Source organism: uncultured Senegalimassilia sp. (genome assembly GCF_934630535.1).
Taxonomy (GTDB): domain Bacteria; phylum Actinomycetota; class Coriobacteriia; order Coriobacteriales; family Eggerthellaceae; genus Senegalimassilia.
In genome coordinates this window covers 66,398-89,904 of sequence record NZ_CAKTVU010000009.1, presented here as the reverse complement: position 1 = coordinate 89,904, position 23,507 = coordinate 66,398, and the positions used below count along the sequence as shown (strand labels likewise).

The 23,507-nt window shown below is 61.0% G+C and carries 17 protein-coding genes; 8 read left to right on the top strand and 9 right to left on the bottom strand.

The annotated features are described in order from the left end of the window. Window positions 1-923 precede the first annotated feature (923 nt). From Q0D52_RS06535 to Q0D52_RS06525, 3 genes are all read right to left on the bottom strand, one after another. Complete coding sequence (locus Q0D52_RS06535) at window positions 924-1,070, bottom strand: hypothetical protein (RefSeq protein ID WP_294381126.1); 147 nt, start codon at window positions 1,068-1,070, stop codon at window positions 924-926. A 266-nt stretch (window positions 1,071-1,336) separates the two neighbouring features. Then, a complete protein-coding gene (locus Q0D52_RS06530) occupies window positions 1,337-2,455 on the bottom strand; it encodes a nucleotidyltransferase (RefSeq protein WP_294381122.1) in 1,119 nt (372 codons plus the stop codon). Continuing rightward, the gene (locus tag Q0D52_RS06525) at window positions 2,448-3,557 is read right to left on the bottom strand and encodes an HNH endonuclease (protein WP_294381120.1); all 1,110 of its coding nucleotides are present in this window, start codon (window positions 3,555-3,557) and stop codon (window positions 2,448-2,450) included. Before Q0D52_RS06525 ends, Q0D52_RS06530 begins: the two co-directional genes overlap by 8 nt. Before the next feature lie 153 nt (window positions 3,558-3,710). Between Q0D52_RS06525 and Q0D52_RS06520 the strand changes: the two genes are divergently transcribed. Together Q0D52_RS06520 and Q0D52_RS06515 are read left to right on the top strand one after the other, a co-directional pair. After that, a complete protein-coding gene (locus Q0D52_RS06520) occupies window positions 3,711-5,111 on the top strand; it encodes an ATP/GTP-binding protein (protein ID WP_294381118.1) in 1,401 nt (466 codons plus the stop codon). A 1-nt stretch (window position 5,112) separates the two neighbouring features. Continuing rightward, window positions 5,113-5,871 (top strand): RloB family protein, encoded by a 759-nt coding sequence (locus tag Q0D52_RS06515; RefSeq protein WP_294381116.1) that lies wholly within the window; start codon window positions 5,113-5,115, stop codon window positions 5,869-5,871. Window positions 5,872-6,043: 172 nt separating this feature from the next. Here Q0D52_RS06515 and Q0D52_RS06510 read toward each other — a convergent pair whose 3' ends face one another. Next, window positions 6,044-6,403 carry a type II toxin-antitoxin system RelB/DinJ family antitoxin gene (locus Q0D52_RS06510; RefSeq protein ID WP_294381113.1) on the bottom strand — a complete coding sequence of 120 codons (360 nt, stop codon included), beginning with the start codon at window positions 6,401-6,403 and terminating at the stop codon, window positions 6,044-6,046. Further along, complete coding sequence (locus tag Q0D52_RS06505; RefSeq protein ID WP_294381111.1) at window positions 6,400-6,669, bottom strand: hypothetical protein; 270 nt, start codon at window positions 6,667-6,669, stop codon at window positions 6,400-6,402. The genes Q0D52_RS06510 and Q0D52_RS06505 overlap by 4 nt, the downstream gene beginning before the upstream one ends. Before the next feature lie 952 nt (window positions 6,670-7,621). Here Q0D52_RS06505 and Q0D52_RS06500 point away from each other — a divergent pair. The 6 genes from Q0D52_RS06500 to Q0D52_RS06475 all read left to right on the top strand — a co-directional run bounded on the left by Q0D52_RS06500 (window position 7,622) and on the right by Q0D52_RS06475 (window position 19,238). After that, window positions 7,622-7,885 (top strand): sugar transferase, encoded by a 264-nt coding sequence (locus Q0D52_RS06500; protein WP_294381109.1) that lies wholly within the window; start codon window positions 7,622-7,624, stop codon window positions 7,883-7,885. Beyond that, on the top strand, window positions 7,818-11,216 hold the full coding sequence (locus Q0D52_RS06495) for a CAP domain-containing protein (RefSeq protein ID WP_294381106.1): 3,399 nt from the start codon (window positions 7,818-7,820) through the stop codon (window positions 11,214-11,216). Before Q0D52_RS06500 ends, Q0D52_RS06495 begins: the two co-directional genes overlap by 68 nt. A gap of 84 nt (window positions 11,217-11,300) precedes the next feature. Then, window positions 11,301-11,900, top strand: coding sequence for a ClpP family protease (locus Q0D52_RS06490; protein WP_294381104.1), 600 nt, complete (start codon window positions 11,301-11,303; stop codon window positions 11,898-11,900). Beyond that, window positions 11,897-13,306 (top strand): VirD4-like conjugal transfer protein, CD1115 family, encoded by a 1,410-nt coding sequence (locus Q0D52_RS06485; RefSeq protein WP_294381102.1) that lies wholly within the window; start codon window positions 11,897-11,899, stop codon window positions 13,304-13,306. Before Q0D52_RS06490 ends, Q0D52_RS06485 begins: the two co-directional genes overlap by 4 nt. Before the next feature lie 18 nt (window positions 13,307-13,324). Then, a complete protein-coding gene (locus Q0D52_RS06480; protein ID WP_294381100.1) occupies window positions 13,325-17,077 on the top strand; it encodes a hypothetical protein in 3,753 nt (1,250 codons plus the stop codon). Then, entirely contained in the window at window positions 17,061-19,238 is a 2,178-nt protein-coding gene (locus Q0D52_RS06475; protein WP_294381098.1) for a hypothetical protein, read from the top strand. The genes Q0D52_RS06480 and Q0D52_RS06475 overlap by 17 nt, the downstream gene beginning before the upstream one ends. A 76-nt stretch (window positions 19,239-19,314) precedes the next feature. Here the strand turns inward: Q0D52_RS06475 and Q0D52_RS06470 are convergent, their stop codons facing one another. From Q0D52_RS06470 to Q0D52_RS06455, 4 genes are all read right to left on the bottom strand, one after another. Next, on the bottom strand, window positions 19,315-19,962 hold the full coding sequence (locus tag Q0D52_RS06470) for a hypothetical protein (RefSeq protein WP_294381097.1): 648 nt from the start codon (window positions 19,960-19,962) through the stop codon (window positions 19,315-19,317). A 266-nt stretch (window positions 19,963-20,228) separates the two neighbouring features. Continuing rightward, window positions 20,229-20,951: a hypothetical protein gene (locus Q0D52_RS06465; protein ID WP_294381095.1), complete on the bottom strand. Its 723-nt coding sequence runs from the start codon at window positions 20,949-20,951 to the stop codon at window positions 20,229-20,231. A gap of 13 nt (window positions 20,952-20,964) precedes the next feature. Beyond that, window positions 20,965-22,578, bottom strand: a complete 1,614-nt coding sequence (locus Q0D52_RS06460; protein WP_294381093.1) for a VirD4-like conjugal transfer protein, CD1115 family — start codon at window positions 22,576-22,578, stop codon at window positions 20,965-20,967. Between the two features lie 264 nt (window positions 22,579-22,842). Then, window positions 22,843-23,439: a ClpP family protease gene (locus Q0D52_RS06455; protein WP_294381090.1), complete on the bottom strand. Its 597-nt coding sequence runs from the start codon at window positions 23,437-23,439 to the stop codon at window positions 22,843-22,845. Window positions 23,440-23,507: the final 68 nt, after the last annotated feature.

Genomic DNA, 23,507 nt, shown 5'->3' with positions numbered 1-23,507 from the left:
TGCGAAGAATCGTCCCATTGGGAATCTGCCCCAATGGGACGATTTTCTATCCGATTCGAAGGCAGCTTTTCGGAGCTGGTTCATCGTCGATGACGGTCGGAATGAGCTGCAAAAGTCTGGAGGTTCAAACTCCAGGAAACAGATAGTTCGGCTATCTAGTCGGAGCATTTCTGCAGGTAATCTTGTTTTTTCGTCTTGACAAAAGGGATGTCTGCTGTAGGCCCACGGCCTACAGCAGACATCCCTCTGCGCATGCTCGTACGGCATCCGCGTTGATGCCCTGACCGCCTCGGCGCGTCGGAGCGGGCAAAGCCGTCTTCGGGCTCGGCCCGACCCTCCAGCTTGCCGTCGAGGCCGGTTGTGGAGGCGGCGCTGTCCCTGGGCGTGGCGCCCCTCTGCCTATAGGCGCGATTCGCCATTTGTTGGACAAAATGCGCAGCGCTGGTTTCGCAGCCTGTTCGTTGCCATCAAGCATCGGCGGCAATCGCTCGTGACCTTTTACTGGACGGGGCATGATCCGCCCAAAACGCTCAAATGCCACGAGGGGCGGGCTTGAGCGCCTGCCGACGAGGAAGCCCCTGCAATTATCTACGGTAACGGGCTCTTCCGAAGGCGCGCTTGTCGGGCTGCTATGGCGCCGGCCCTCGCCTCGCCCGCATCGATGAGCGGGGCTGACATGATAGCCGGGGAGAACGATCTCGCTGCATGCTCGCTGCGCGCTGCTTGTCAGATAGATGCGTCATCAAACTTACATGTGGGTGAGAAAAGCCCCGATTTTGCTATGAGATCGGGGCTCGATGTAAGTTCTAGGGTGCCAAAAGTTACATCAGCCGCTTACGACCGCTCTGTCTATCTCTCCGAGCGGGACGGGCGCCGATGCCCTGATCTCCGCCATGTCGAGGCGGGCAGTGGCGATTGTGCAACTACTCGACGTGCTCGCCGCCACCGAGCCACTCTCCCGTTGCCAACCAAAGCTCGAAGAAGACGAGCCACTCCATGGCCCACGGCACATACGTGTCGGCTATGAGCTGTCCGCTGTCCCAATCCCGCCTTTGGAGGCAAAGCTTCACGCTCTTTGACTTTTCATCAAATCCGAATTGGTGGGGTATCGAGCCGAGGTCTTCGCATCGCTCAAGTGCCCCGGCTCTGGCCCAGACTTCTGGGAATCTCCCCTTGCTCCAAGTCAGCCGAAGCTCGTATGTCTCGCATCCTTCGGTCGGGGTGAGCGTGGCCTTCCAGTTCAGTTTCCCTTTGCTGTGCGTTACGCTCGAGTTTGGGAAGCGGCGCTTTAAAGCGAAAAGTTGCTGCCCCATGCTCAGCGATCTCGTCGCATGCCTCATAGACCGAAGAACGTGTGGTTGGGGATTGCCTTCTCGCCCTGCAGCGCAAGAGGGGCGATGCCGGCCGCTGAGGCGAAGAGCTTGCCGTTCTCCCGCTTGCTCTTTAGCGTGCCGCCGAACTCCTTGAAGGCGGCATTGGCCTGGCGATTTCCCATGCAGCTTCCCAGGTGCTCCTTGAGCTTGTCCATGCCCTTGGTGTTCAACGCCGTATCAACGAGGTCGGATCTCGCGGCTGCGAGCCAATCGTGAAACGCGGCTGCCTTCTCGGGGCAATCGTTCCATTTGTCGGCGAAGTTCTCGTATTCGTCCACCGGGTTTTTGATGCGGTAGACGCCGTTTCGGCACTCCGCGTATTGGTCCATGCGGCTCAGAATCCCCTGGATCGCGTCGAACGTGCCCTGCTCGTTTCTGTAGGCGCGGGCGGCTAGCGTTGTGATGATTATCGATATCGGCGCATCGTCGCGGCCGGCGAACATGATGTTCCGATGGTGCTTGAGTATCTGGACGGCTTGCTGCAGAGGCGACTTGACGGAGTACTCGGGAACCTCTTCCAGCGAGCAGGAGATGGTCGACGATGCCCTCGACCTCGCGACCTCGTAGGGGCGACCGGCCTTGGCGATGAACCAGTCGCGGTAGCCTTTCGGGTTGCTGTACCTGTCGGAATAGCTTCCGTCCGGGTTCTTGTGGGTGAGCCTGATCGCCGTGTCGTCACTGCAGTGGGTGATGTCTGGCGAGCAGGGCAGCACGTCCATGTGGAACTTGTCATATTGGAATGTCCAGCATCTCTTGCCTTCGTCCTCGGTGTCCTTTCGGTAGCCTCTAAGGCTTCTCCCCACGGCTTTCTTGATGTGCGATGCTGGCGCAGAGGCCGCGTCTTCCATCTCGCATACCAGGTCGATGTCGTAATCCTCGTCCTCGCCGCTTATGGGCCTGATCACTGTTCCTAGCGCGAACGAGCCCTGGGTGTAGACGTCGGTCTCGCCGAGGGAGGTATCGTCGTCTAGGTGCCTCCCGACGGATTTGTAGCTGCGCTCTGCGGCATCGGCCATCGCGTCGGTTATGCTGATGGACTCGGCGAGCTTCGAGTAAAGGATATTCAGGTTATGGCTAGTCATCGCTGCCTCCGATCTCTATCGACTGGCTGAATCTGCCGTCGGTCTTCTCGTAGACGACGGCCTTGGTGAGAAGGTTGCGGTTGAAGAGGCCGCCTAGCGTGACGGCCATGCTGACGGGAAGAGCAGGGAAGATGTGGACCTTCGCTACATGCGGCATTGCGGAGTGGACTTCGTCAAGGAGGCTGATCGCCTCGCGCTCGAAGGCCCTGACGTCCTCCTGCGTGCGGGCGATATACACGGAAGGGTTTGCTGCCCTTAACTCCAAGACGGGCATTCCGGAGCTTGCCACTTCAGCAGGCAGGGTTTCCTTGCTGACGGTGCCGCTGACGGAGAGCACCAGCGCGACTTCGGCCGAATCGGAGGAGGGGACGGCGTCGTGCTGGAAAGAGCTCCGGCACTCCGCGTCGTGCCAGCACCAAGAGTCCGTATCCCGCTGCTTCTGAAACACGGTTACCTGCTGCTTGTCTCCGATGAGGCTGCCCAAGGCTATCAAGATCGGCTGGGGCGCGATTGCGAAGATGGCAAGCGGCACGGTCGGGTCCATGGTTAGCCTGAGACCGTTGATTTTCCTGGCAAGCAGAGAGCAATCGTCGGCGATCGATCCCGACGCCGCATTCGAGTCCATGACCCTGATTTCCGTGTCCCCTGCGTGCACCATGCCGGAGGAGGCCATGGCTTGGGACCATTCGCTGCGCGATATCTCGGTCGCATTCCCATGGATGGGGCAGGTGACGGTGATGGCGTATGCTTTCTGGGGCTTCGAAGCTTGCATCACCTTGCTGACATACTCTTCGCGCTTGGACTTTATGCTTCGCAGCACGTCCGCGGTGTATGTAGCTTCGTCGTCGTCGACGGTCTTGTGGCACTGCGGGCACAGGAGCATAAGGTTCTCAATGGAGTTCCTGTCGTCCTCCGACAGCTTCTCGTTGAACCGGGGGCCGTCCTCGCTGTAGGCGTGGATATGGGCTATGTTCGAGTAGTTGCCCGATGTTCTATATGCGCCTCCCTCGAACAGCGGCGCGGAGCATATCTGGCAGCATCCGGCCGCCTTGCCCCACAGCGCGTCCCTTGTCGCGAATGAGATGCTTTTGCGATTGCCCAATCAAACCTCTTGAATCATCCATTTGTCGATAATTTCGTCGTTTGCCAAGATAATATCATTTGACGAAAAAAGCGTCAAATATTAGAATCACTTTAGATATATCGACAGGAATGCCCCGGCGTTTTCGCGTTGGGTTCCAAAATGGAGGAAACGATGCTCATCCGGTTCTCTTTTAAGAACTTCAAATCCGTTGGGCTGGAGCCCGTCACCCTCGAGATGGTCTCCTCTGCGAAGGTGCGCAAGCTGAAAGGGCACGTCTGCGCCTCCTCCAAGGAGGCGAAAATTCTGCGCAACGCCGTGATTTATGGTGGCAACGCCGCAGGCAAGAGCACCCTATACAAGGCTTTCGCGTTCATGAAGGCCGCCGTCATGGGCGGGGGGCTGCCCCAAGAAGGGATAAGGGAGTACTGCCGCTGCGGGGGTGGGCACGCCGAGGACGAGTCCACTTTCGACATCCAGTTCGAGACCGAAGGGCGCGTCTTCGACTACGGTTTCAGCTGCATTCTGTCAAAGATGCATGTCACCTCGGAGTGGCTCTACTCCCTGGGCGGCGACGCGAAGCCCCTCTTCCTCAGAGACGGCGTGTCGTCGATAGACTGCAGCGGGGTTCGAGAGGCCGCCGATAATGCGGATGTCGCCAGGCTCGACGTTTACGCTGACGACTTCTGCCATGATCAGTCGGAGACGATGGGGTCTGGCCTGTTTCTCTCCTACATAGGAAAGGGCCGCTCGTTCTCGGGCGACTCGGCTCTCGATGCGTTCAAGAGGGCTTTCGCATGGTTCGATGCGGGGATCGAGACGATCGGCGTCAACCAGCGCGCCTCTTCCACCGAGTACTACACGGAATCGAGCACGCTCGAGCAGGTGGCCGAGGTCCTCTCGTCCTTCGACACAGGCATCAGCGGACTGTGCAAAGAGGAGGTCGGAATGGACGAGCTCGACAAGATCGTCCCGCCTGAGGTCAGGTTCACCATTACCGAGCTGCTGAGGGCCAACGCCCCTAAACGCGACAGCGACAAATTCGGCTTGACCATTCGCAACGAGGACTTCTTCGTGGGAATCGAGCGCGAGGGGGCCGGTGAGCCTAAAGCCACGGTTTTGAGGACGAGGCACGGAGGGTCTTTGCTGACGTTCGACTTCCAGGACGAGTCGGACGGCACGAGGCGTTTGTTCGACTTCATGGATATCCTGTTCACCCAAAGCGAGGACAAGGTGTTCGTGATCGACGAGCTCAACAGGAGCTTTCATCCCATGCTGACGCAGCACCTGGTTGAATTGTTCAACCAGGTGCATGCGAACGACGACTGCCAGCTGGTGTTCACGACCCATGAGAACGACATAATGTCCTACGAGTACTTCCGCCGCGACGAAATCTGGTTCGTGGAGCGCGACGAGGAGGGTTTGTCGAGGTTGTACCCCCTCGACGACTTCGCCGCCGACGGGGCGCGTTCGGATGCTCGCCTGAACAAGAAGTACCTGGAGGGCAGGTACGGCGGCGTGCCCGTTATCGACCTGTCTCGCGCCCGCGCCGCGCTGAACGTTCGGGAGGCCTAGCATGCCCCCTCTGAACTCCCTTGAAACCTGGTCGGTGCGCTCCGCTAGAGGAGGTAGGAAACCGAAATCGAAGTGCTTCTTCATCGGCGAGGGGCCGAACACCGAGTATTGGTATCTGGAGTCGCTTGCCGTGCGGCTCGCAAAGATGAACGCCCCTGAGCTCATCGAGCTCAGGCCCGTGGAGAGGACCGGCAACGAGAGAAACCAGTCCGCGCCGAAGAAGCTCCTGGAGCAGGCGCGGCTCATCCGGAGCGATGCGGAGGCGTTTGGGTTCGACCCCGAGACGGATCGCATTGTCGTGTTCTTCGATGCCGACGTGTACAAGGGCGACTCCGAGCGCTATGCGTCCGACCTCGGCATGTTCTCCGGGGTTGCCGAGGTTGCGGTGACGAACCCGAGCTTCGAGCTGTATCTCCTGCTGCACCTCGACGACGCGTTGGAGGAGTACGTCTTGCCTAATGAGGAGGAGATTCTCGGCAACGGCTATGTCGGCGGCAAACGTCGCTACGTCGAAAAGCTCGCGAGCGATGTCCTCGGCTTCAACGTGAAGCATAACGAGAAAGTCGGAGGACTTGCGCGACGTTTTGGGGTTGCGGTTATGAGCGAGCGGGCGCTCAACCAGGATCCGTCTCAATCCATCGGCCGGCTCACCAGCAACGTGGGCGCGCGTATCATGGAGATCATGCACACCGGCGCGTCTTCCGAGGAAAGCTACCTCGGGCTGTGCAAGCGTCTCGGAGTCGAAGACGAACTTGCTTGATAACCTCGTGCGCAAAACGGTCAGCTGAGTCGTTTGCACATACAGCAGACATCTCTTCGCCCATGCTCGCGCAGCATTCGCATCGGAGCCCTGCCCGCCTCAGCATGCTCAAGCGGGCAGGGCGCCTTGCCGAGGAGAAGCGCCCAGAGCTTTCCGCGAAGCCGCCCGCCCCTCAACTCGCCTTCCGGGGGATGCCGGCGGCGAACGGTATCCCTCCCAGCGCGGTCGTCTGCAGCGCAAGCAGCCTCACGGCTTGCGAGAAGTTCGTGCCCAGGCCCTTGAGCACGGACTCCATCTCGCCGGCGACGTCCTCCGGGATCTTGACCGACGTCACCGCGGTCCCGCCGCCCGCCTCGAAGCCGGCGTCGACGGGGTCGAAGGGGATGCTCCCCTCGAGCACGATCTGGAAGGCGAAGCTCCTCATCGCGCAGGTGGGGTCGACGCCGATGCCCCGCAGCGTGCCCTCGAAGGCCGCCTTCAGGTCGGCGTCGATCCTCACCGACAGCTTCCTCATCTTCGCGCTGCAGCTCATCTTGCGCCCCCTTCCCCAGGGCGCTCGCCTTCCTCGCCGGCCCCGAGGCCGCTCTCCATGAAGGCCTCGAACCGGATCCTCATGGTGTTGGCCTTCGCCTCGCGGCTCGCCCTCATGGGCGGCCCGCCCCGGTAGACGAGCTCGTCCATGTACTCCTCGAACGCCTCCGTCAGGGTCATCCCGTGCAGCGCGAGCAGCTCCCTGCTCCTGCGCTTCATGGTCGCATCCAGCCTGAGCGACGTCGTTTCCTTGGGGTCCGCGTACATCCCCGCCTCCTTTCCTGCGGCGCCTCCGGTGCCGCATTGCGCTCGGTGCACTTGCGTCGGCGCAGCTGCCCGTCCCAAGGCCGTATTCGGGGCCTTTTGGACAAGCGCGGCCGCGGGCGGCAATCGGTAGGGCCGCTAGCGTGCGGCATGCTCGCCACGATTTGCCGACGCGAGTCCTCCGTTCTGGCAAAAGCTTCTGCGGAGCCTTGCGACGCTGCGGGGCCTTTGCCTGGGTTCCCCGATCGGCCGCCGATGCAAGGCCTCCTTGCTCGGCTTGTCTGCCGATATGCCCGGGAAGCGGCGCGGAGCGCCGGATTCGCGAAGGCCCGCGAGGGCCGGCATCCCCGCCGAATTGCCGGCGGAGAGCCGATATCGCCCGGAATTCTGTGGGGATGTCGCGCGTGCGGCGCGCAGCTGCGCGTCCCGGGCAACAGCCCCGCGGCGCTTGAGCGGGCATGCGGCCGGTGGGGTCCCAAGGGGAGGAGGCGGGGATCGCTCCCCTTGGCCGCCTCGGCGGGTCCAGCCACCTCTGCGCTGGGGGCACGGGAGGCTGTCCGATAACGCCCAAAAGGGGGCTCTTCCTGGCAGGCTGGCCGGATGGTGCGTTGGGGATGCTCGAGACCTAACGAGAAGTCGCGGCTTCGCGGTGGCTGACCCTGGCGGAAGGTTGCATTTGCCGGCTTCGGTTGTCGAGGTTCATGTAGCCGCGCGTCGCCTGCGGAGAATCGTCCCATTGGGAATTCGCCCCAATGGGACGATTCCGCTTAGGGGAGAGAAGCCGTCCTCGGGCTCGACCCGACCCTTCGAATTGCCGTCGGGCTTTTTTATTATGCGCAAAGCGGTAGCCGCGATTCGCCGGCGCAATACGCTGTCCGCAGTGCCATTGGCAATACAGAAAACTGCAGATCAAACCAATAATCCAGCATATCGGCGCCTTTAGTGTTTTTTCGTCTTGACAAAAGGGATGAGCGTTGTGGGTCCGCGCCCCGCGCTGCCGAACGAGGTGGCAACCTACAACGACTACCAGCGCCAAAGGCTGCTGGTGAAGCCCGGCATGACCTGCTACTGGCAAACCCGTCGCAACCGCGACTCCATAACCTTCGACGAGTGGGTCGACCTGGACCTGTGGTGCTGGATCTCGAGTGGGGATGGCCGCGCTGATTGCCGCCAGCGCAGCTTCGCCGGCTATGAGTGCTGCGGCTGCATTTGCGGATGAGGTTCCTGGGGCTGACGGAACCGACGCTTCGCTCACGCAGGCCGGTCAGGCGTCTGAGCAGCAACAGAAGGCTGACGACAAGCAGGCCTCCGAGGAGAACCTGGCGGCCAAGCAGGCTGCGCAGGAGCGGGCTGCTCAAGGAGTCGCTGATGCTCGCGGCGAACTCGAGGCTGCTCAGGTTTCCGTGAACGAGATCCAAACGGCCATCGATAGCGCGCAATCCGAGGCGGATGCGGCCAAGATGGCGGCTCTGGAAAACACGCTCGCCACTGCCCAGGCGGCGCTTGACGCGGCCGAAGCGGCGCAAAGCAAGAGCTCGGCAGCAGCTGCAGCCGAGAAAGATGCCGCCACCGCTCTTGCTGCTGCGCAGGAGAGCGCTGCTGCGAAACAGTTGGCCGCCGATCAGGCTGCCGATGTGCTTACGAAGGCTCAGCAGGCTTACGAAGCTGCCGGTGGCGGTGAGGAGCTCGAAGCTTCCGAAGCTGCGCTTGCTGCTGCCCAGGACGCCAAGACCAAGGCGGAAGCCGAGCTTGCGCGCGCAAAGCAGGCCCAGCAGGATGCCGAGGCGGCCTTGGAATCCGCTTGTCAGGCTGCACAGTCCGATGCCGGTGCCGTTGCGGCTGCTCAACAGCAGGTCGAGGTAGCTCAGTCCCAGCTTGCATCCGCCCAAGCGGAGCTTGCTGCTGCGAACGCGGATTTGACTCGCGTTGAAGCCGGCGGGGAATCGGAGCAGGTCGAGGCAGCGAAGGCAAAGGTTGCTGCTTGCGAGCAGGCGGTCGCCATTGCTCAAAGCGAAGCGGATGCGGCGGCTTCCGCGGCGGTTGACGCTCAGCGCGTCGCCGACGCCTCCGCCCAGGCTCAGGCAGAGGCGGAGAAGGCGCTTTCGGCTGCGAAAGATGTCCAGGCTTTCCGGTCCCAATCGGTTACCGATGCGACTGCGCAGGTCACGGCGGCGCAGGCTGCTCTTGATGAGGCTATCCGAGTCGGCAACTTGAACGTGCAAGCCCTTGCTGATGCCAAGGCGGGCTTGCAAGCGGCAAGCAAGGCTGCCGCCGACGCACAGGCCGCTGCCGAAACTGCCAACGCTGAAGCCGCTACGGCCCAGGCTGCTTACGATGCCGCCGTGCAGGCCCTTGCTGACGCGAATGCCGAACTCGGCAAATACACCGAGCTTGCCAAAAGGGGCAGCCTCGGCTTTTTCGAGGAGATCGGCGCCACCACTGCTGTGAAGTGGCTCACCGACCCGGCGGGCACGTCCGGTCTTGGCGAAGGCTGCGGCACGACCATGGAAAACCTTGGCGATTCCAAGTCCGCCACGTCGCTGGACAACATGAAGTGCGCCTTGGAGACCATGGCGAAGGTCAATGATCTTCGCCATGAAAACGGCTGTTCCGAGCTGCGCGTTTACTCGGCGATCATGGCCGCTTCGCAGATCAACCTCAACTACACGGCAAGCCACAAGCCTTTCTACCATGCACCGAGCAAGTATCCGTATGGCGAAAACCTTGCGGCAGGCTACAAGGACCCCTTCGTCGGCTGGTACGACAAAGAGAAGGTCCATTACGACAAGGACATGGCTGACGGTGTGTTGGACGGCTACGACGCTGATGGCAACAAGGTCGGCAACTGCGGCCATTACTTCAACATCCTGGAAACCGGATATACCCACTACGGATGCGCGTCCATCGCTTCCCGTTGGTTCCACCTGCAAGATTTCGATAGCATCGAGGGGTTCAAGCGCCTTGTCACCGACGACGAGTATGTCGAGGGGCACGAGATCCTAGGAGTGGGCCCTAACGGCGAATACTACCGCGAGGATGGCAAGCCGTGGACCTGCCACTGGGAAGTGGTCACGCCTGACGACTATCTGCGCGAGAAGTACGGCGACCGCTCTTACTCCGCCGAGGAGTATTACGCCTTGTTCATGAAGTACTACAACAAGGTGTACGGCACGCTCGACCCCAGCTATCAGCAAGCCGTCGACGACGCGAAGGCCGCGCTTGAAGCCGCGCAGGCAAAGGCGATTGCGGCGAATGCGGCTTCTGCCGATAAAACCGCCGCGGAAGCGGCGGCTAAGCAGGCGGTGGCTAGCGCGCAGGCGGCCGTTTCCGCCGATGCGCAGAAGAAGGCCGCTGCGCAGACGGCTCTGTCGGATGCGCAGGCGCAGGCGGGCGATGCTCAGGTTCAGCTTGATGTAGCGAATGCCGAAGTTGCCGGCAAGCAGGTCGTTGCGGACGCGGCGGCGAAGCGTGCTGCATCCGATGCGGCGGCTTTGGCGGACGCCAAACAGACTGCCGCTATGGCGAACGCGCAGCTCAAGGCTGCGCAGGCAGAGTTGTCCGATGCTCGCCAGGCGCTCTATGACGTGTCGTCGGACGAGCTCAAGGCAGCGCAAAAACGCGTTGCTGCCGCGAAAGCGGCGCTGGCTTCCGCTCAGGCAAGCGCTGATGCGAAGAACGACGCCCTTGTTGCGGCGCAGGCGCTGGCAGCGAAGCATGCCGCCGAGGAATCGAACGCCCAGGCCGCGTTCGACAAGGTGGAGGCAGGCACGTTTGCGGCGCAGACTGCGGCGCACGAGGCTTCGACCAACGTTGGCGCAGCTCAGGTTCGCGTCGATGCGATCAAGCCGCTTTTCGCCTCCGTGAACGCCGCGCAGGCTGTTTCCGACGCGGCGGCCAATGAACTCTCCGCCGCAAAAGCCGCGGAAGCGGATGCGCAAGTTGCGTTGGATGCTGCGCAAACCGGCGCAAAGCAAGCTGCTGCTGACCTTGCGGCAGCACAGGAGCGCGCCGACCACTTGGGGCGTTTTGCGACTGATGCCGCCGCGCGCTCTGCGGCAAGCTTCGAAGCCGCATGGCAGGCGGGAACGTTCGGCAGCGAGTGGATTTCCGCAAACGCCGCCGACCTTGAGGCAATGCTTGTTGAAAAGCGCGCTGTTTACGACAGGGCGCTGGCTGCGAAAGCCTCGGCCGAACAGCGTCTTGCCGGCGCTCGGGAGAACCTTGCCGTGAAGCAGGCGGCATACGACAAGGCTGCGGCAGCTTTGGCGCAGGCAGAAGCCGAGCTTGCCGACGCCCAGGCTTGGTACGACCGCATGCATCCGGCCTCGGTCCATCAAACGATCGAGACTGAAGCGGCTGCGTATCTTGACGTCGATGCCAAGCTGGCCAACGCCAAGCACGCCGCAAATGCCGTGGGCGACGGCCCTGCGCTCGCGCAAACCGGCGATCCAGTCGGCGAAGTGTTCTGGATCGGCGGCGTGGCCTTCGTGGCCGCGGGCGTCGCGATCGGCGCGGCCGCCGCGAGCCGCCGTCGCGCGGACGCCGAGTAGCACGCCGCGGCTGCGTTTTGCCAAGCCTCCGCAATCTGTGCCCGGCTGCATTCCCGCAGCCGGGCCTTTCGAAAGGACTTCAACGTGCAACAACCAGCCATTATGCGAAAAACCTCGCACGGCACCGATTGGACCACGCCCGCGAGCGAGTTGTTCGCCGAGCGCGCCGTTGCGATCAACGGCGCAATCAACGCGGAAACGGCGATGGCGGCGATTTTGCAGCTGCGTTACTTGGACCGAAGCTCGGGCGACCCCGTCACGCTGCTGATCAACTCGCCGGGCGGGTCGGTTTCCGACGGCATGGCCATCATCGACTTCATGTGCGGTATGCGCTCCTCGGTGCGTACGCATGCGCTCGGCGTCGCCGCAAGCATGGCAGCGGTCATTCTGGCGTGCGGCGAACCCGGTTTCCGATCAGCCGCCCCGCATGCGGACATTCTGGTACATCAACCGATGTCGGGTATTAGCGGGCAGGTGAGCGATATCGAAATCGCCGCCCGTTCCGTCATCAGGAAGAAGGAAATGTTAGCAGGTGTGCTAGCTGAAGCTACGGGCCGCGGGCTTGAGGCTATCGAGGCAGCAACCGATCGCGACACCTGGTTGACGCCGGACGAGGCAAAATCGTTCGGGATCATCGACCGCGTTTCCGCGGATTGGGATTACGAAGGGAGTGCGCTGCGATGACCAGGCGTGTTGATCCGGAGCAGGATTTGCCCGGCACCATCCTTGCGGAGGGCGTCACGGTGAGCACCGATATGTACGAGACGCAACTCAACAACAACGTTGTCGTTTTCGGCACGCCGGGCGGTGGCAAGACGGAGGGGGTCGTCAAGCCCAATGTCATGCAGCTGAATTCCAGCTACGTCATCACCGACCCGAAGGGCAATCTGTGCGACGAGCTTGGCCCCATGCTTCGGGCGGCAGGCTACAAGGTGCAGCGGCTCGATCTGGTACGTCCGGGTATGTCGAACGGTTACAACCCGTTTGCGTACCTGCGCAACGATGACGACATCGACTTTTTCGTCGAGGCGCTCATCAATAGCACCGGCCGTTTTTCGCGCGATCCGTTTTGGGACGATTCGACGGCGGTGCTATTCAAGGCTCTTATCGGCTACCTTCGCGCAATGCGGGAAATCGCCGAAAATGGTGATCCCGTTACCATGCGCGAGTTGGTTGACCTGCTTGATGAGGCGTTTTTCGCGACCGACGGGCGTGGTGCCAACTGCAGGAACGCCCTCGACGATGCTTTTGAGCGATTGCGAACCGGTATCAAGTGGGATGGGGGAAACCCTGTGCGGACCCACCCGCCTTATCGGGGCGAAGGGACCAAGGCATGGCAACGCTTCAAGCAGCTTGCCCCTGCCGTTGAAACCACGGCCTGCATCTATATGGAAGCCGCCGGTAAGTTGACGCATCTTGCCAACTCCGGGGTGCTAAGCATCCTTGATGGCGATTACGACCCCATTCGGTTCGAAGACATCGGGAAACGCAAGACCGCCCTGTTCGTGGTGGTATCGGATACGGACCGAAGCCTCGATTTCCTCACGTCCATCTTCTACACGCAGCTTTTCAAGGAGCTGTGTCGCGTTGCCGATGGAGCGCCGGAAACGGGTTACCGGCTGCCGGTGCCGGTTCGCGTCATCCTCGACGATTTCGCCAACCAAGCGCCCATTCCGAACTTCGAAACCATCATCGCCGCGGTCCGCAGCCGTGATATCTGGATCACGCTCATCTGCCAGGCAACGGCGCAGCTTGAGGCGCGTTACGGTGCGGCGGCGCAGACCATTATCGGATGCTGCGATACGGTGCTGTACTTGGGCGTGAACGATATCAAGACGGCACGCGAGCTGTCGGAGCGCGCGGATATGCCGGTGAGCGAAGTGCAGTCGCTGCCCATCGGCCAGGTGATGATCTTCCGGCGTGGTTCGGCATGCCAGATTGCGCGGCGATTCAGCGCCAGGCAGCACGTCAATGGCAAATGGTTGGAAAGCAGAAAGCGCGAGGAGCAGGCGGCGAAGCGCGAGGAGGAGCAGCGGATGCTGCACAAGCTCGACGATGCCCTGGCGAAACTCACCCTGTTCACCCAATAGAAACGATTGGAGGTAGGTGTGGCGGAAGCGGAGAAGACTAGGGAGCGCTCGGGGATTGAGCGGGTTTTGGGCAAGTCCGTAAGCGTTGACCCTGAGCAATGCGGGCTGCTTTTGCTGGCTGGCCCGGTGGGGGCGGGCAAAACGTACTCGTCCATGAGCCATATCGCCGATCAGCTTATTGCGTTCGGGCCGAAGTGCAGGCGGTTCGTTTTCGTGACGAACGTGAAACGCAATCTTCCCGTTGACGAGTTGCTGCAAATCCTCGATGAGCGCGGTCACCCTGAACTTGCTGCATACGTGGTGAAGCTCGACTCGAATCTCGGGATGTTCCAGAGCAATATCGACGCCGCAAAAGGCGTTATGCCGAGCGCCCCGTTCTCCTATTGGAAAAAAGGACCCAAGAAGCCCGGGTCGAATGAGCGAACGTTCATCAAGGTCGAATTCGACATTCGGAACCTTCCCGAGCTGCAAGAGGCGGAGAGGCTGCAGCGGATTCTCGAGGAGACGAGGAACCTCCCTCTGCATGTCGGTGCTGCTCGGCGCAAGGCGATCGAAGGTGCTGAGGAGGAAGCGGAGAACGCCGAGGGCAAGCTTCGACGCCACATTTCGTCGGTATTTGCGTCCATGTGCAAGCTTGACGAAGGCGGCTATCGCTTGATGACGCGGCAGGAGAAACGCGAACTTGTCGAGAAAAGCGCCTGGTGGGAATGGCTAAGAGTGCTGTATCCGTCGGTCCTGACGCACAAGAAACGCGTGCTGTTCATGAGCGTGAACAAGCTGCTGGTGAAAAATTCCCCCATCATCGAGCCGTCGGAAAGCATTTGGGAAAGCGACTTGCTAAAGGGATCGGTCGTGATCATCGACGAGTTCGAGCTATCGAAGAGCGTTATCAACGACTTTCTGATTCGCGAAAGCGTTGGCAAGATGGCCGACATGGTAAGCATGTTCCGCATGCTCATGGGTCGCGCGCTCGAGGGCCGCCAGATCGACGGTAAGGGCGGCGACGGCGACGCGGGTGCGGCGTTCACGAGCGAGCTGTTCCGCAGCCCTTCGAACAAGATCGGCTGCGGGCCTGAGCTTCGCGCGGAGTTCGGCGCCATCGTGAGCGTCGCGGAAGAGGCGTATCTCGAACTGCACCTGGACAAACAGTTCCGCCTGAGCGACAGGCTACGCTATAGGAACCAGCCGTTTCTCTTCAACGACTTCCAAAGCCATATCGTCGATGTCGAAGACAGTTCATGGTCGGCGATCAGTTTCCTTGAAAGCCAGAACACCATCGAATTCGGTTCGGGCACTCCGCCCTATGCCGGGGGCGAGGCTTCGATAACGGGGCTACATGAAGCCGATTCCTACTCGGTCCCGTTGCTGCTGGGCAGGCTCGAAGGGCTTGTCAGGTGGATCGTTGGCTGGATCGCCCGCGTCGCTGAGAACTACCAGGCGGTCGTGGCTGAGGATGCCGATCAGGGAAAGCGTCCCGAAATCAGTTTTGACCAGGCTGTTGGCACGGTGCTGTCCGAGCTGAACATGATGGACGAGGTGCATGGCGAGCTGAACCCGGCGCGCCGCCGCGTCATCGAGATGGCGCATGAGGAGCGGGCGCGTCGCGCGGCGGTCGATGACGGGGCAAGGGACGATGATCCGGCAGATTTGAGCTTGTATCACAAGGGCTTCAGGGTGCACGCGTTCACCGAGTCCGCGAAGCATGACACGTTAACGCGTATGGAGCGCTGCGCGCTGTCCTGTACGGCAGAGCGCAAACTCATCGAGTTGAGTCGCCGCAACTTTGTGGTGGGTATTTCTGCGTCCCTAGATATACCGTCTGTTCTGGGCAATTACGACATCGATTACATCAAGGCGGCTCTCGGTGACCGCTGCATCTTGCTGGATGCAGCCCAGCGACAGGGAATCGAGGAAGACTACCGACGCAGCGTAAGCCGCTACGATAACGTGGAAATCCGCGTCAGCAAGATTTCCGACGTGGATTCCGAGGGGGAGTACAGCGAGAAGGCGTGGCTTGCCGTGTTCGATGATGCGGTGGTTGCTCGCAAGGCTTTCAACAAGGTTGCGATGGACTTTTCCACCGCTGACGGACGCTCGACGTTCGGGCAGCGGCGAGTGTTGAAGGTTTGCGCCGCGTTCAAGGGATTCTGGAAGGCCGATGATGCTCGCGCCATGCTTTGCGTTTTGAATGCGTTGCCGAAGGCCGGCGGAAGCGGGTTCGACCTGATGAAGCTCAAAGACATGTTCGGGATGGTCTTCGAGCAACTAGGCATCGACGGCAACGTGGACGACGCGTTTTGCGTCCTCGGCGGCGGCAACGAGGAGTTCGAACGCGCGAAGAAGCAGGCGCTCTCGCGCTTGGCCGCAGGCGAGAAGTTGTTCGTGATCACGGCGTATCAATCCGCGGGTGCGGGGCAAAACCTGCAATATAGGATTCCCGAAGGCGCAACCCCCGTTCAAATCAACGATCGCCCGGCATCCGGGCAAATGGATTTCGATTGCCTGTACGTGGAAGCCCCAACCCATACGTCCCCGGTGATCACCGGGGACGAGAAAGTGGACGAATACCAGGTGGTGCACCATATCTTGGGATGCGAGTACCTGTACGAGAATGCCGAGATCAGCAGAGGGGCGTTGCTCAGGAGCGTTTCGGAGGCGCTGCGCGCGCTTGGCGGTTCCGGGCTGGACTACGGCTACAAGGCAACCGATAGCGCGCGGCTGTTCGGGGCGAAGCAGGTGTATCAGGCTGTGGGCCGTTTGAGCAGGACGAACATGAAGATGCCGGCGATCAGGCTATTCGCCGACGCCCGCCTTATGGAAGGCGTTCCCTTGGGCGTGCTGAAGTCGTGCGGGCTTACGTTCACTCCTGAGTTCGGGGCGATGGTGGGCGCGTTCGATGAGCCGATTCCCCAGCCCTCGAAGGATATCAAGCGCTTGCAGCGCAGAGCGGCGCGCGCGTCTGATAGGTCGCGAGCCTGCATTAACTCGCTTCTGGGCTCCGGATGGCGGGACGATGCTCGCAAGGCGTGGTTTGACCTGGGGAATCAGGTTCTCAAGCATCCGACGCTTCCCGATGACTGGAACGAGGTTCCGTATATGGAGCGGTGCTATTACGTCGAGCTTGATGCGAAAAGGACGTCGTATCGGTACATCGCGAAAGGTGATTTCGCGTCGGTCGAGGTGCTCTTCAATCCGCCTGCCGGCGCAAAAAGCTTCGAAGTGAGCGAAAAAGCCGCGCGCCTGGACGTGCTCATGCGCATCCCTGGTATGCGCAGCTTTTTCGAGCAGTGCGGATACGCTACGAAATGGGAGGCCTCGACAAGGGTCATGACCCCCATCGTCGCCGAGAGCATTTACAAAGGGCGTCTTGGTGAAGCGTGCGGGCGTTTCGTCCTTGAGCAAAACGGCATCGCGGTCGCGGATATCGACGACGCTTTCAGGTTCGAGAAATTCGACTTCGTGTTGCCCGGCACGCTGGGCGACCAGGAGGTGTTTATCGATTTCAAACACTGGAAAAAGCAGTCGGACAGAATGGGGTGGGATTCGGAGAAGCTCGTCGATTGGGTGTTCGCGAAGATGGAGACGATCGACGCCAAGAAGGCTATCATCGCTAACGTTTTGCCGCCTGACGAGGGCGATTATCGAGAGACGTACCGCTCAAAAGGCGGGCGAAGGCTTCTTGTGGTACCTGCGCTCGTAAAAGGCGACTGCTCATTCGACGAAACGGCGATTCAGGCTATAAGGAGGTTTACCGATGGCATTGTGGACTAACAAGCTGAGCATTTCCTTGGCACACGAGGAGTTTGACAAGCGGTATGACGTGTTCGAGGTAACGAAAGAGGGCAAAGGCCGCCTTTCCTGGTCATCGCGCGTTTTCGAGGCGTTTGGAGCTCCGTATATCCTCTCAATCCTCGGTCAAGGCGGGGACGACCCATTCTATATCCTTGCCCCAAAAGGCCTCGTTTCGGTGAGGGGGCTTCGCGATCATTTCGAGAAAAGCTACGGCGGCGTGATCGAGGATGAGGATTTGGAACCGGCCGATGTGGCAACAAGCCTGCTTCCAAAACAGGTGTCAAGCTGCAATGTGTCGGAGCATATTCTGGTGCAGCTGCTGCTTAACGCGCTTTTTGCGGGCAACAGTGAGAGCGGTCCGTCCTTGCAAAACGTCACTGGGCACCTCTATTGCTTCAAAACAGACAGGGATTGGGTCAAGAAAACGAGCAGCGGGCGCAATCTGCACATTATCGGATTGGAGCTCAAGGTGACGCCGGAATCGTTGCTGAAGGTGAATGTTAGAACGTTCACCAGGGCAAATGCCGCCGGTCTGATATTCGATGGCAGGAAGAAAAGCGAGTACCCGCGGTACGTGGTCGACTTCGATGGCCCAACTATGCGTCGTGTTTCCCCAGGTGAAAGCCCTGAGGCCGACAGCGTTTTCATCCAGAAGCAGTACGAGGGGCAGAAAAGCAAGATCCCGTTCTTGAAATACGGCAATCGAAAGGCTTTTGCGAACTCGAAATGCGGGGTTATCCAAGAAGTCGTCGAGCGGTTTAACCAGACGTATGCGGGCATGGCGAGCATAGCTTTTCAGGCGCTTGAAGATTCCGAGCGCGTACCTGTTCCCAAGAAGCTGGTGAAAGCCGATTACCCCGCGTGGTTTGCGCGAGACGAGTATGTGGTGGTCGACGTCGCTAAAGATGCTGCAAGCAGAAAGGCATGCGAGTTCGTTGCCGATTGGCTTGCGTTCGACGAGCATCTCGGCGTGCGCCCGCGCATCGTGGACAGCGCCGTTGCTGGTGCCAACAATTTGCTGATCCTTCATGAGGAACCGTATTACAAGGACCGGGGAATCGATGACCCCTATGCTGCTTCCGTGCTTAAAGGCGCGGCATGCCAGCATTTGACCATTGAGACCATGCAATCCGAGTTCGGTAAGCCGAAGGAAGACAGCGGCATGCGTTTCGTCATTCCGAAATGCCTGGTCGAGACCGCGGTTAAGCGCGATGTTTGCGATGGCGCGATGCGCTTGTACGATTGGAGCGCGCTCGAGTGCGACGGTCCGCTGGTTTTTGCGCTTTGCGGGCCTGAGACGAAGGAGGAAAAGAAGGAGCGCGAAAGGGGCAAATCGCCAAGGCGTTATTCGTTCCTTGAGGTGAGCTCGACGGGCGCATTGTCCTTCTACCAGGGCTGTTCGGACAACGCGGCCTCGGGTTCCAAGTGGGATAAGCTCGCAGATGTGTTTACAAGCGAGTGGTCGTCTGAGACGGAGGGTTTTGCGATCAACGCCGCCGGCGACATCGATGCGATCGAGCTGACGGATGGATTTCCCATTCCCGACCTTGCCGTAATCAAGTGCGCCGTGGAGAGCATCGACTGGTCGCTGCCGAAAAGCGATGTGCTCGAGGCGGTATCCATTCTTACGGAAGACCCTGCTATCGACATTGCGTTGCGGGCACTGTGCGAGTGGGTTTCCGAGATGCCGGATTCTTTGGTGAAGGCATCGAAGCTCAACTCGTTGGTTGTGGATGCTGCAAAGATGGTCGATGAAAAATACCCGGCGCGGCGTATTCGGGAGTTGGTGGACGCTCGGCTGGAGGAGCAGTTCTCAAGGCGTCTTTTGACCGGCGTGCCGCGCGACAAGGAAGCCCTTGCGACAACGTACGAGCCGATCGTCAAGATGCATTGCGTTCGGGAAGACGATTCGCTGCTGTATTGGGTGAGCAACTTCGACGGTTTAAGTCGAACGGGTCGGGAAAACGGCTGCGTCATCAGGAGCGTTCGCAGCGTCAACGGCGAGAATCCGTTCTTCGCGGATTTGCTCGAGACGCTCGTCGTGCCTATCGCGCGCCTCGGCAACGCTTCGGTGCTGCCGCTGCCTTTCAAGTACCTCCGCGAATGGATGCGAACGCAGCAGCAAGGCGAACAAGGCTAAGTGGGCGCGCATGCAATGACGGCGGGGCAGGGTGTGGACCCGCCCGCCCCTGTTCGCCAGTGCCCGTCTCTTCGGCCTACAGCCCCCAGCGGGCGTATTCTAGGTAGCCGGATACGCTGTAGTGGTCTGCCCAGTCGTCGGCCGGGGAGCCTTCTCCGCCGACGATTCCGAGGAAGCCGTTCTCGACCTTTTCGCCCCTCTCGTTCACCACCAGGGCGTACCAGTGGCCGTATTCGTGCGCAGGTTTGCGCAGCTGGCAGGCGAGCGTCAGCTTGGGTTCGCCCTTTTTGCGGAAGAACGCGCCTTTCTCGTTAAACTTCTTGATGAGCGACCCGTCAAGCCAGAAGCAGATGAACGGCGTCTCGAACGCGTCGGTGAGCGCCCCGGCCTCGCTGTTGTACACGTAGCAGAACAGCGCGCGGTCGCGCGAACGGGCGAGCAGGTCCACCTCGCTGTCCTTGAGCTTGAACTCGACCACGGCGAATGCGCCGGGGCGGTTCGGGTCCTCGCTCACGGTGGTGACCGCCGTTTTGACCTGGAAAAAGAACGTTTCGGGCGGCGTGCCCGGCTTCTCAAGCTGCTGCTTGAGGTTCAGCGACACCACGTCGATGCCCATGTCCGCGGGCGGGCGAAGCGCGTCCAGACCGTTGCGATACAGCGAGCTCATCAGCTGGTACTCGCCGGTGTATCCGTTGTAAAGCAGGTTGTAGAAATCTTGGGCCACGTGCCGCTCCTCTTCTTGTTTCGAACGGTTAGATTCTAGCGTTGGCCTGCGCGATCATTCGCGAGAAGTTGCCGGTTTTGACCCGTCGAGGTGCGGCGGGGGTGGCGGGAGTCCGGCTTGGGGCTCCATGCGAATGCGTTTATGAAGTCCTTGACGAAAGCGGCAAAAAGCGTCTTTGCCGCTATCTATCGTCGGCTTCGATTTCGCGGTTGCGAACCGGGAGCATCGGCGTGCGGGCCAAGGGGCATCCGCGCCGTCTGCCGGTTTCAACCCCGAAGATACGGGGCGAGGGTGGAGGCGCACTCCTTCGCCATGATGTTTGCGCGTTTGAGGACTTTTGCACGCAAGTCGTCGTCGAGCAGGACGATTTGCGTGATGAGCGCCTTTGCGATCTGCAGCTCGTCAAGCCATGGCTCGTCTTCCCAGAGGTCCTTCAGCGCGTCCGTGGCGTCGAGGGCTTTGGCGTATTGCGCGTCCGACGACTTGGCCAGGGCGCCTTCCTTGTTGTTGCGAATCTCCCAGACGAAGGTGCATGCGGGGTTTCCGACCTGGGCATACGCCTTGACCGAGCGGTTGTCCGGATGCGCCGCCGCTCGCGGGTTGGTCCGCGCAAGGTATGCGGCGCGGCTTGGCAGCGCGGCCGAGATTTGCCCCGTGATCGCGAGCAGCTCCTCGGCGTGCGCGCAATACACGTCGCAAACCTGGAACGGGCTTCTGCGTTCGGCTTCGAGAAGCTGCTCGTCCGGTGCGTCCCATGCGCTTGCCACGCGGGCGGCGTTCGCGTGGGCGATGCGCTCGCTCAGGCTTTTGCGGCCGGTCGCTTCGCACGGATTTGCGCGTGCGCTCGATTCGCTCGGGTTTGCGCAGGTGTTCGTTTCGTTCGAGTTTTTGCGGGCGATTTGCTCGATCGGGTTTTTGCGGGCGTTCTCTTCTCTCAGGTTTGCGCGGTTCGTTTCGTAAGGGCTTTTGCGGATGTTGGTTTCGCTCATCTTCGCTCCTCCCTTAGGCTGCGGCGCCTGAATCGCCGTTTAGGTTGTCGGTGTCGAACAGCGTATCGACCCAGACCTCGTCGTCCGGCTCCGGCGGGGGAAGGAAGTCGAGATCGTCGTCTTCGCAGATCGAAAACGCCTTGCGGCTCTCCGCCGCTTCCCAGGTTGCGGCGGCTTCGCAATCCTCGGGCGCTTCATCATCAGCGGCAGCTTCGAAATCTTCGGATACTTCCCAGGTTGCGGATGCCTCGCAATTTGCAAAAGCTTCGCAGCATGCGGGCGTTTTGCGGCTCGCGGCAGCTCCGCGATTTGCGGACGCTTCGCCATCCGCGGTAGCTTCGCAATCCGTTGCCGCTTCCCAATTCCCGGGCATCTCCCGACTTGCGACAAACTCGCGATACCCCGGATGCTGCTCGAGCGCATAGGCGGGCTCGCAAACGCCGCGGCGGCCGCGTTCGAACAACCACCAGTTTTCGGCCGGCGTCTCGAGAAGCGTCGATGGCAGCTTGTTGGCGCGCAGCGCGAAATACTTCGCCGTCCGCTCGTCCTGAAAGCCCAGCACCAGGTGGCGGTCGCAGTTGCCGATGATCGAGTTCGCCACGGCCTGGTCGTATCGCGCCTCAAGCTGGCTGACCGTTTGACAGATGATGGTGCAGCTGACCTCGCGGCTGCGGATGACGGAAAGCACGTCGTCGAAGCCGGGCAGCGTTAGGTTCGCAAAATCGTCCAACATGAAGCGAACGGGCGCGGGCAGCCGGCCGCCATCGCAGCGCGTGTCCGCGAAATCGCACAGGCTTGAGAACGCTTGGCGTACGAAAAGGCTGGTCAGGGGCGCTAAACTGCGGTCCATGTCATCCATGGTCACGAACAGCGCGCGCCGCTCGCGCCCAAGGTCGCAAAAGTCGATTTGCTGCACCTTGCGAAACGACGCGAGCGCGCCGTCGAACGTCAACGGCAGCAGATTTGCGGCGATGATGCCCATGATGCTCGAGTGCATCTTGTCGGCGCGCGCTGTGCTCCTCGCGCGGCGGAACAGCGATGCGGCGTAGCTGTCGGGGTCCTGTTTGGAAAGGTCGGCGAACAACGCTTCGGCGTTGCCTTCGCACGCCTGCTCGTACACGCTCACCACCGACGCCATGTTCCACTCGCGGTCGGGCAGCGCCTCGAACACGTAGGCGATGTAGCTGGCGACGTAGTTTGCCGCCGCGCCCGCCCAGAACGGGTCGTCGCCCATTTCCGCGCGGGGGAACAGCGCGCTGGCGATCGCGATGATATCCTGCGCAAGGGGGCGGCCGGCTCGCCAGCGAACGTGGTGGAGCGGGTCGTAGCCGATTTCCCCGTCCATGGTGGTGAAATCAAGGCGGTCGACGATGTACCCATTGGCCTGCAAATACGGCGCCATCTCGTCATACAGACGGCCTTTGGAGTCGAGCACGACGTAGGAGCCCTCGCATTGCAGCAAGTTCGGCTTCAGGAAATTGCGCGTTTTGCCCGATCCGGAACAGCCCAGAACGAGCACGTTGTTGTTAAGGCCGGTCGCCCACGAGTCCATGCTCGCGGTGTGCTCGGAGGTGAGGATGAGCTGTCCCGCATAGGCGGCGCGGGCATTCGCACGGTTGTCTATCATGTCTGCTTTCGCTTTCTGTTACAGGTTTGCGCTGGTGAATGGTGGGGTTGGGGAAGGGGCCGTCGCGCCTCGCGGCCGTCGAAGGCGCCCCGGAACGCTTGTCGATTGTCGGGCCGGGGAAGAACCGGCCGTGCTTTGCGACGGATGAAAGCACCCCGGAGCGGTTTCCCATTCCCGGGTTGGGGAAGGGTGGCCGTGTCTCGTGGCCGGCGATTCCCGGATTGAGGGGCGAACCGGCGGACATCTCGCGGCCGACGGACCGCGTCAAAGCCTGGTGACAACGCGGTCCGCAAGGCCCGCTTCGACGGCTTCTTCCGCTTCGAAATAGGTGTCGGAGGCCGTGAGCTCGAAGACGCGCTCGATCGGCATGCCGCTGTGCCGCGCGATGACGCCGGCCGTGATGTCGCGGATGCGCATGAGGTCGTCGGCCCGGGCCTTCACGGACAGCGCGCTGCCGCCGGCGCCGGCGCCGATGAGCGGGTCGTGGATCATGACGCGGCTGTGCGGCAGGATCTCCCGCTTGTCGCCCGCGATGAACAGCAGCGCTCCTATGCTTGCCGCCATGCCAAGGCATACGGTGCGAATGGGGCAGCTCACGGCTTGCATGACGTCGTAAAGCGCCAGGCCGGACTGGACTTCGCCGCCCGGGCTGTTGATGTAAAGCGTGATGGGCGCCGTGGGATCTTGGCGCTGAAGATGAAGCAGGCCGCGGATGACGACGGCGCAGGATTCGGCATCCACCGAGGTCATAAGCTCGAGTTCGCGTTGGTCGAGCATCTCGTCGCGGATGTCGAGGCGGTTAAGGCCTTCTGCGGTTTCGCGGATGATCTGAGGTTGATAGACGAATGCATATTCGCTCATGACGAGCTCCTTCCGAGGGCGAGACGGGACAACCTGGGACGCAACAGGGAAGGCGCAAATTGGCAGCA

Coding starts and splice junctions, on each gene's coding strand:
- Q0D52_RS06460 (WP_294381093.1), bottom strand. CDS start 22,578: ATGATAGACAACCGTGCGAATGCCCGCGCCGCCTATGCGGGACAGCTC.
- Q0D52_RS06520 (WP_294381118.1), top strand. CDS start 3,711: ATGCTCATCCGGTTCTCTTTTAAGAACTTCAAATCCGTTGGGCTGGAG.
- Q0D52_RS06505 (WP_294381111.1), bottom strand. CDS start 6,669: ATGTACGCGGACCCCAAGGAAACGACGTCGCTCAGGCTGGATGCGACC.
- Q0D52_RS06455 (WP_294381090.1), bottom strand. CDS start 23,439: ATGAGCGAATATGCATTCGTCTATCAACCTCAGATCATCCGCGAAACC.
- Q0D52_RS06485 (WP_294381102.1), top strand. CDS start 11,897: ATGACCAGGCGTGTTGATCCGGAGCAGGATTTGCCCGGCACCATCCTT.
- Q0D52_RS06495 (WP_294381106.1), top strand. CDS start 7,818: ATGGCCGCGCTGATTGCCGCCAGCGCAGCTTCGCCGGCTATGAGTGCT.
- Q0D52_RS06510 (WP_294381113.1), bottom strand. CDS start 6,403: ATGAGCTGCAGCGCGAAGATGAGGAAGCTGTCGGTGAGGATCGACGCC.
- Q0D52_RS06515 (WP_294381116.1), top strand. CDS start 5,113: ATGCCCCCTCTGAACTCCCTTGAAACCTGGTCGGTGCGCTCCGCTAGA.
- Q0D52_RS06530 (WP_294381122.1), bottom strand. CDS start 2,455: ATGACTAGCCATAACCTGAATATCCTTTACTCGAAGCTCGCCGAGTCC.
- Q0D52_RS06475 (WP_294381098.1), top strand. CDS start 17,061: ATGGCATTGTGGACTAACAAGCTGAGCATTTCCTTGGCACACGAGGAG.
- Q0D52_RS06465 (WP_294381095.1), bottom strand. CDS start 20,951: ATGAGCGAAACCAACATCCGCAAAAGCCCTTACGAAACGAACCGCGCA.